Origin of the sequence: Flavobacterium cyanobacteriorum, assembly GCF_002251835.1 — a bacterium.
GTDB lineage: Bacteria > Bacteroidota > Bacteroidia > Flavobacteriales > Flavobacteriaceae > Flavobacterium > Flavobacterium cyanobacteriorum.
Genome location: NZ_NOXV01000285.1, coordinates 1 through 7,879 on the forward strand (window position 1 = coordinate 1; position 7,879 = coordinate 7,879).

Sequence of the window (7,879 nt, forward strand, 5' to 3'; positions counted from 1 at the left end):
AATAAATGTTATAATTTAGAACTGTACTAAAAATGGGGAGTCTACATTTCTAAATGTGGTTAGAATAAACTTAAAAGAGAATACAATAAAACTTATTGCGTTAGCAATAAGTTTTATTGATGTTGTTTTATTTCTTTTCGTGGTAGCACGATTTCTTTTAGTGGTATGTTTAAATCTTTGGTTTCTTAAACTCTATACCTTTTACCTGTGCGAATTGCGGACTACTTGCTCCAAAAACTGACTTAACGTATTTTTTTACTTCGTTAGCGGTTTCAACTAATCCTGAAGTTGAAGAATATAATGTTTCGTTTCTTGCAATTCTTGAATTGCTGATACTTGTGTATGCAGTTGCAACGGCTGTATTTTTTGCAGTTAGCTCAGCAATTTTAGCTTGAACGGTTGCTACTTGTAAATCGGTTTCGTTTGGTGTGTAGCTGGACTCTGCTTCTAAAACTGAATTTAGTCCTGCTAAATGCTGAATAAGTTGGTCGTAAGATTGCTGACTTGTTGAAATTGTTGATGGAGCTGGTGCGTTTGGGTCAGTTGGAGTTTGGGAAGATGATGCTTTCTTACCTTGCATTTTGCGATTAAATGTTTTAGCGTTGCCGATTGTTTCAGTTGTTGCATCAGTAGTTTGTAAAGCATTGACTAAACGTGTAGAAAATGACTATAAACCGCTGAAAGCGGTTATACGTTCATTTACTTTATTGTTATAGTTTGTATTTTTTGAAATTACGTCTGCTAAATTACTTTCGGCAGATGCTTTCAATGTAATAAGTTGTGGAAGTTTTAGACTGCTTTTTGATGGATTATAAGTTGCTCCATAACCTGTAACAAACTCAATTAAATCTTGAAAGTTAGCTACATTTTTTGCGTGACCTGTCTCTGAAGTAGATGCCATAGTATAAAGTATTAATTTGTTTAAAAAGCAAATTTATTAAAAATATACTTAAAATCTAAATTCCATTTTTAGAAGGATATATCTTGGTTGTAATTTATATTCAGTTTTTGAAATATCAATGTCAGTAATATTGTAATTTTTGAATGTTGTTGTATTAAATAGATTGTTACCCGAGAGGAAAAAAGTTAGTTTGTTCTCTTTAACTGTATATCTTGCTTCTAAATCTAAAAAATAATACTTATTATTATTACTGTCTAAATTTGCAAAAAAATACCTTTCGGATTGTAATTGAATGTTGAATTTTTTCGAAAACATAAATGATAAATCTAAAAAACTTATATTGTTTGTGAAATCATTTGTTATCGTAGTTTTCACTTGATTGTAATTCCATTTTGAACCAAAATGGTAATTAAAAAAACCTTTAAAACCTGAACGCAATTCGAAACCATAAATGGTATTTAAATTGAAGTGGTTTAAACTTATTTGTTAAATAAAAAAGGGTTGACGAAATTTGTGTTGCAAAACATAATTATTTCAAAATCAACCCTTATGTACAGTGTACTTGACAAAGATATAATAAAAAGAGAAATTGTTCCTTATTTACCCTTAGCAAAAAGAGGTTTTCAGGTGAGAGTCCCCTTAGAAGAAGTGATAAACGGGATTTTTTACAAATTAAAAACAGGTGTTCAATGGNGATATTATAAAAACATATTTTTCTTACAACTTTATGATAATATGCACCTAACGCTGGAATGGTGGTCAAAATTGCTGCTGCCATTATATTTTACGTTTAATTAACAGTAATGCGTTTTATGTGTAATACAGGTACAAAATTATATGACCCGGCTATCTATTTGTTCAGGATTATAAAATGGAACAACAAAAATATTAGCTGTTACCCTCTTCAGGGTTACCAAGGACTTGCCTGCGATACTCGGTGGGGGTATAACCTGTTAATTTTTTAAAAGTGGTATTGAATGTAGTTTTAGAATTGAACCCTGCTTCAAAAGCAATCCCGTGAATGTTGAAATGACCGAAGCCCTGGCATGTGAGTAACTTTTTGGCTTCTTCAACCCTGTACTCATTTATAAACTGGTTAAAGTTTTTTCCTAATCCCGTGTTGATAACCATTGAAAGCTGGTGCGGCTTTACGTTAACCAGCTCAGAGAGTTTCAGTAAATTTATGTCCTCGTCAAGATAAGGCCGCCTGCTCATCATTACATGCTGAAGCTCCTTTGTTATCTCCATTATTTCTTCACCCGGTATTGTTTCTGTTTTTTTTGGTTCGGGAGCATTTTCTTCTATGAGTTCAAATATAATTTTCCGTTCCTCTCTATTATCAGGGTATATTTCCTGTTGCCGTATTGTGTAATAGGTTATAATGATGATACCTGCATAATAAATTGCGGAATAAATGTACATAAAATCGTCATTATCTATATGTGTGATGATATCAATAATAAAAACAGCTGACATCGCCGTAACTAAGAAAATAATTTTTGAAAGCCAGCTGAGGTTTGTTTTTTGGGTGTTGGAGCTATACAGGAGCAGCTTTTTATTATGCCTGTCAAGCGCCCTGTAAGCAAGAAAGCAATAAAACGATACCAACGGTATCTGGAAATAAGTTACAAGGGCATCATTATAAACCGTAAACGCTTTTGTTTCATATATGAAATAAAAAACAATTGTCATGGCACCCGGAAACAGCGCATGGATAATCACATTTTTTACTATTATTTTGTCAGGATGTACAAATCCCTGCACGCTGAGGTAAAACAGGGGGCCCATCATGGCCCACGAAAAGAAAAGAAATGCAACAGCAACACTGCTTGTTATAGTGGTATTATTAACATTGGCAAGGGTTTCAATATCTGAAAAAAATATAGATATAATAAACATGCCTAAAAGCAGGTTACCTTTTTTATTAACTTTTAGCGGGTTTGATATGAGTATAAATGCACACAAGATTGATGAGCCACTCATTAAAGTGCTAATTATATTTTGCAAGCTACTAATTATAGCAAAAGTATACACCACCAATATTTTATACTTTACCCAGTGTATATAATTGTTCCAGTGTAGGTGAAGGGCTGCCGCCTTCCGGTTCCAGTGTGATACCAAAGGCTTCTGCACCTTCATAGGTATCCACTGTGAAAATGCCGTTTTTATCCGTAGTACTCGCAATTATACCAATACTTGTTGGGGCAAGCGGGTTAAGCTTAAGCGCCCATACCTGGTAAACTTTCCCTTTTGGCGGCTCAGGCAGGCCGGCAACATCAACATAGGTTTGTTTGGCATCACGGTCTATATATACTCTGGCATAAGCCTGTGGCGCCACTGCCTGCCCCGCAAGCCGCACGGTTGCGGTATTTTTGCCCCTAATAACCGAAAGTGCCTCTTCGGTAGCATTATTCTTCTTTTCAAGGCTGGCTACAAGCTGTTCAAATTGAGAACGCTGTGCTACAACCTTTGTATTTTCTTCAACCACTTCATTATACCTGTAATACTGGAAACCGAGCCCGAAAAGCAGTACTACCGCTGCAGCCCATCCTAGATATTGGGCAAACGTGTCCCTGCGTGGCTGCATAACTATAAATCCATCATGTTTTTCAATCAGTTTCTGTCGTATTTTTTCAAAGTTTTCTGCCGAAAGATGGGGTGAGACACTATATGACAGGTTTACAACTGCTTGTTCAATAGCCACAATTTCCTGCTCTATATCCTTATGTTTTGCTGCCATTTGCTGCACCTCCTGCATGTCACTTTCGCTAAGCAGGCCAAAGACATAAAGCTCCAGTATTCCTGATTCTATATACTCTCTGTTCATGATATTTTTAAAATATTCCTTAATTCATTGATGCAGTTACGGTTCTGTGTTTTCACCGTCCCAAGCGGTATTTCAAGTTCTTCCGAAGCTTCCTGCTGGGTATAGCCTTTGAAAAAGAGTAAATCAATAAGCCGTATGCATTTTGGTTTAAGTTTGTTTATAAATTCTTTTATGCCAATGGCGTCAATTTTATTGATTGTAGCGCTGTTGTAGTCAAGTATATGTACGAAATTATCAACTGAGAGGTTTTTTCGGTTGTTATTGAGAGACTTAGAACGCAAACGGTCAATTGCAGCATTGCGGGCTATATTGAGTATCCAGGTAAAAAACCTGCCTTTGCTTTCATTATACGTATCTATATTCTTCCAAATCTTCACAAAGATCTCCTGCAGCACGTCTTCAGATTCTTCTTTATCTTTTATAATATTAAAAACTATACCATAAAGGCTTTTTGAATACATGTCATAAAGCAGGGTAAAGGCTTTATTGTCTTTTTTGTAAATTAGCGGCAATAATTCTTCCTGTGTCATACTTTTTATTTGGATACTACCAAAATAAAGAAAAATTTATAACATATCTTACACCTGAATGAAAAATACTACCGATACTGCCTATCTTGATTACCTGGAAGGTTTCATTACAGAGAGCAGGAAGCAGAATTTTATAAATACATTAAAACTCCGTACAAAGCACTTTACTGTTGCCGTGGAAGATATATACCAGTTGCACAATACCAGTGCTGTGATGCGCACCTGTGAAGTATTTGGCGTACAGGAGCTGCATGTAATTGAAGAGAAGTATGGTAAGAAAATAGATAAGGAAATCGCGCTCGGTGCGCAAAAATGGGTTGACATATACCGTTATGATAACACTGAGGCCTGTATTGAAAAATTAAAGGGGCAGGGCTATAAGATAATTGCCACAACACCCCATAGCGAATCCTGTTATATTGATGATTTTGATATATCAGAGCGTAGCGCTTTGTTTTTTGGTACTGAAAAAATGGGACTTTCGGAAGAAGTCATGGCACAGGCAGACGGGTTTTTAAAGATACCCATGGTTGGCTTTACAGAAAGCCTTAATATAGCCTCATCGGCTGCTATTATCATACAAAACCTAACATCAAGGCTGCGAAAATCGGCTGTGGAGTGGGGGCTTACAGCAGATGAAATACTTGAAAAACGTATTGACTGGACACGAAAATCTATAAAAGATATTGATTTTGTTACGGAACGCTACTTAGCTGAAACAGCAGATCGATTATAAATATAAAAGTGTTAGTCTTTATTCAGTACTTTGTACTCTTCATAGCAGCCGCTTATGGCATCCATTATCTGTAGGTCGTTAGCAGTTTTGATAAAGGTTTCTGAATAATTGCACCGTTCCAGTATGCCTGCTATATCTTCTTTGCTCACACCGAGCAGCGCGGCAAGTGTCTCACGGTCAAATTTGGATGCCAGCGCATTGCGTACGGTGTCATCTTTTTTCATATCGCGCAGCTTCCGCATTTCAGTACCTTTTTTGCCAAATACATTATGCAGCAGGTCGGCAGGGTTAAAAACAGCACTAACTACTTTTTTGAAAGCGCCCGGGGACCTGTCACCACCTTCATACCCTAAATTAAGGCCGGCAATACTGTAGCGGTAATCATCCTTTACCGGGGCGAGTTTTGAGTCGATGACAAGGTAACCTGTAAGGTTGTATTTATTGATTGTGACCTCCTGTAGGGTATAAGCCCTTTCGGTAAGCGGTATTTTTGTAGTATTCCTGAATTTTATCCAGTCGCCGGTAACCCTTACCTTTAAAGAAGTATACCCTATCATGGAAACATGCAGCGTATCATTTACGGATGCTTCAATGCTGAAGTTCCCCCTTTCGTCTGTAACCGTACCTTTAACCGTATTGATGTTTATAATGTTTGCACCTGATACAGGCAACAATGTACCGTCATTAACTATGGTGCCGTTAATTTTAGACGGTTGTTGTTTAGCCTGTGAGAAAATGGGAAATGTAAACAGGCAAAATAAAAAAACTACAAAATATCTCATTAGCTTATTTAGTAAGGTAAAAGTAGTAAACAAACGTGATATTTTGTAGTTAGTATATAATTATGTGCCGATTTTATTTTTAACCGCGCCTGAGCCTTCTTTCCCTGGCGCCGCGTGCAGCATCATTTTTAGGCTCGCTTCTTCTCGGTGCGCGGTCGCCGCGCCCGGATGACTGGCCCTTACTACTGAAAGAATCACCCCTGCGGCCTGCCCTTTCGCTGCTGCGTTCGTTCCTCCCGAAACCACTGCCGCTGTTACGGCCATTATGGTCCCGGCGGCGGTTATTGCTGCTGCCGTCGTTCTTGGATACTTCAACGTTGATCCGGCGGCCTTCAAGGTGCAGGCTGTTAAGAGTGTCAAGAACCATTTCGGCATGATCGGCATAGGTATTGAAAAAAGAAAACCCTTCCTTAACATCCACCTTAAATATATCGTCACGGCCAAGGCCAAGCGTATCACGAAGGAAGTCTTTAAGGCTCATCCAGTCAAAGTTATCCCGTGAGCCGATGTTGACAAAATAGCGTACCGCACCATCGCCTGAAACAAAATCTTTTTTATCACCGGCTTTTTGTGCCGAAAGGTCTTTATTTTTTTTATAATAGTTAAGGAAACGGTTAAACTCCACCGAAACCATTTTCTTAATAAGTTCTTCCTTGGTAAGGTCTTTCATTACCTCATATATAGCAGGGAGGTAAGCATCAATTTCATGGTCAACTTCCACATCTTTTATCCTGTTGGCCAGGTGGAAAAGCTGAATCTCGCAGATCTCAATACCGGAAGGGATTGTTTTTTCTTCAAACTTCTGCTTAATGATGCGCTCTATGGCCGAAATTTTGCGTAACTCGCTCTTGGTAATGATAACTATAGAAGTACCCAGCTTACCGGCACGCCCTGTCCGGCCACTGCGGTGGTTGTAGGTCTCCACTTCATCAGGCAGTTGGTAGTTTATAACATGGGTAATATTATCCACGTCAATACCCCTTGCGGCAACATCAGTAGCCACCAGCATTTGTATCTGCCTGTTGCGGAACGACTTCATTACCGCATCGCGCTGTGCCTGCGAAAGGTCGCCATGGAGTGCGGCTGCATTGTAGCCGTCTTCAATAAGTTTTTCGGCAATAGCCTGTGTATCCCTTTTTGTGCGGCAAAATACTACCGAGAATATATCAGGATTGGCATCGGCAAGGCGTTTAAGGGCCTCATACCGGTCGCGTGCGTTTACCAGGTAATACTCATGGGATACGGTTGAAGAGCCAGAGTTTTTATGCCCTACCGTAATTTCAAGGGGCTTCCTCATGAACTCCCGTGCTATGCGTGCTACTTCCTGTGGCATAGTGGCCGAAAACAGCCAGGTGCTTTTCTCATCAGGCGATGTGGAAAGTATAGCTACAATATCATCATAAAAGCCCATGTTCAGCATTTCATCGGCTTCGTCAAGTATGCAGAAGTCTATGGCTGAAATATCAACAAAACCACGGTTGATCATGTCCTGCATCCTTCCGGGTGTGGCTACAATAATTTGTGCGCCACGCCTCACATCCTTAGCCTGCTCGGTAATGCTGGCGCCGCCGTAAACCGCCACGGTGTGGAGGCCTTTTACATACTTAGAGTAATTTTTTATTTCGTTGGTAATCTGCAGGCAAAGTTCACGCGTAGGTGAAAGTATAAGGGCTTGTGTGTTCCTGTTTTCAGGATTTATTTTTTGTATAAGCGGAAAACCAAAAGCAGCGGTTTTCCCTGTGCCTGTCTGGGCAAGTGCTACTATATCGGTATCTTTTTCTAATAAAAGGGGGATCGCTTTTTCCTGTACTTCTGACGGGGTTTCAAACCCGAGATCGCTTATCGCTTTCAGAAGCGACTCATTCAATCCTAATTGTTCAAATTTATTCATGTATATTTTTAAAATTGGTGCAAAGGTACTGCTTATTAGTGAGATAAACTAATAAAGGCTGTAGTTTCGCATTGGTAAAGTGGATGATATTTATTGGTATATATATTTTAACTTTTAACATTTATTTATTAAAAATCCTAAGATTTTTAAATTAATTTTATGTCATAATCAATAGCGTCCTAAACAATAAAAAAAAGAATGGTTAGTTTTTA

The 7,879-nt window shown here is 38.5% G+C and carries 9 protein-coding genes; 1 reads left to right on the top strand and 8 read right to left on the bottom strand.

Annotation, left to right across the window (positions count from 1 at the left end; translation table 11 throughout):
- Positions 1 to 169 precede the first annotated feature (169 nt).
- The 6 genes from CHU92_RS16120 to CHU92_RS11000 all read right to left on the bottom strand — a co-directional run bounded on the left by CHU92_RS16120 (position 170) and on the right by CHU92_RS11000 (position 4,258).
- Positions 170 to 580, bottom strand: a complete 411-nt coding sequence (locus CHU92_RS16120; protein ID WP_243389593.1) for a hypothetical protein — start codon at positions 578 to 580, stop codon at positions 170 to 172.
- 87 nt (positions 581 to 667) lie between these two features.
- Positions 668 to 901, bottom strand: coding sequence for a hypothetical protein (locus CHU92_RS16125; protein ID WP_243389594.1), 234 nt, complete (start codon positions 899 to 901; stop codon positions 668 to 670).
- Between the two features lie 48 nt (positions 902 to 949).
- A complete protein-coding gene (locus CHU92_RS10980; protein ID WP_129583067.1) occupies positions 950 to 1,384 on the bottom strand; it encodes an outer membrane beta-barrel protein in 435 nt (144 codons plus the stop codon).
- A gap of 405 nt (positions 1,385 to 1,789) precedes the next feature.
- Positions 1,790 to 2,884 carry a helix-turn-helix domain-containing protein gene (locus CHU92_RS10990; protein ID WP_165764640.1) on the bottom strand — a complete coding sequence of 365 codons (1,095 nt, stop codon included), beginning with the start codon at positions 2,882 to 2,884 and terminating at the stop codon, positions 1,790 to 1,792.
- Positions 2,885 to 2,945: 61 nt separating this feature from the next.
- Positions 2,946 to 3,728 (bottom strand): anti-sigma factor, encoded by a 783-nt coding sequence (locus tag CHU92_RS10995; RefSeq protein ID WP_243389596.1) that lies wholly within the window; start codon positions 3,726 to 3,728, stop codon positions 2,946 to 2,948.
- Complete coding sequence (locus CHU92_RS11000) at positions 3,725 to 4,258, bottom strand: RNA polymerase sigma factor (RefSeq protein ID WP_094415520.1); 534 nt, start codon at positions 4,256 to 4,258, stop codon at positions 3,725 to 3,727. The genes CHU92_RS10995 and CHU92_RS11000 overlap by 4 nt, the downstream gene beginning before the upstream one ends.
- A 58-nt stretch (positions 4,259 to 4,316) precedes the next feature.
- Between CHU92_RS11000 and CHU92_RS11005 the strand changes: the two genes are divergently transcribed.
- Positions 4,317 to 4,994, top strand: a complete 678-nt coding sequence (locus tag CHU92_RS11005; protein WP_094415522.1) for a TrmH family RNA methyltransferase — start codon at positions 4,317 to 4,319, stop codon at positions 4,992 to 4,994.
- Between the two features lie 11 nt (positions 4,995 to 5,005).
- On the opposite strand, the gene CHU92_RS11010 is transcribed toward CHU92_RS11005, so the two are convergent.
- Together CHU92_RS11010 and CHU92_RS11015 are read right to left on the bottom strand one after the other, a co-directional pair.
- The gene (locus CHU92_RS11010; protein ID WP_094415524.1) at positions 5,006 to 5,776 is read right to left on the bottom strand and encodes a carboxypeptidase-like regulatory domain-containing protein; all 771 of its coding nucleotides are present in this window, start codon (positions 5,774 to 5,776) and stop codon (positions 5,006 to 5,008) included.
- Positions 5,777 to 5,855: 79 nt separating this feature from the next.
- The gene (locus CHU92_RS11015; protein WP_094415526.1) at positions 5,856 to 7,667 is read right to left on the bottom strand and encodes a DEAD/DEAH box helicase; all 1,812 of its coding nucleotides are present in this window, start codon (positions 7,665 to 7,667) and stop codon (positions 5,856 to 5,858) included.
- Positions 7,668 to 7,879: the final 212 nt, after the last annotated feature.